The 459-nt window shown below is 39.2% G+C and carries 1 protein-coding gene; it reads left to right on the top strand.

Going from position 1 to position 459, the window contains the following annotated elements; all coding sequences use genetic code 11:
• Nucleotides 1-459 (top strand): RNA-guided endonuclease InsQ/TnpB family protein (locus NI464_RS15785; protein WP_253139549.1); only part of this gene is annotated, 459 nt, incomplete at both ends.

The following is a 459-nucleotide window of genomic DNA, read 5'->3' as shown; positions in this document are numbered from 1 at the left end:
TTGTGAAATTCAGAAAATCACAAAATATTGTGGGTGAGATTAAGAACGTCACAATCTCAAAGCATGTCGGAAAATGGTATGTGTCATTTGGTGCTGAAAACACAGTAGAAGCACCAGTCCACCCATCAAAATCAGCCGTTGGCATTGATTTAGGTGTTAAAAAGTTAATTACAACGTCTAGTGGTCAAGTATTCGACCCGATCAATAGTTTCAAGGCCAATCAGGTAAAGTTAGCTAGGCTTCAGCGCAAGCTGAGAAAGAAAAACAAGTTCAGTCAAAATTGGAAAAAGCTGAATCTCAAGATCAATAAATTACACCATCATATTGCCAATATTCGGCATGACTACTTGCACAAAGTCACCACAACGCTCAGCAAAAACCACGCAATGATCGTAGTTGAGGACTTAAAAGTAGCCAATATGTCGAAGTCAGCCAAAGGCTCAATCGAAGAAAAAGGAA

It is taken from the genome of Acinetobacter lwoffii (assembly GCF_024129685.1).
Classification (GTDB): Bacteria; Pseudomonadota; Gammaproteobacteria; order Pseudomonadales; family Moraxellaceae; genus Acinetobacter; species Acinetobacter lwoffii_X.
Note: the sequence above shows the minus strand (reverse complement) of the source record. Positions and strands in the feature narration are given on the sequence as shown.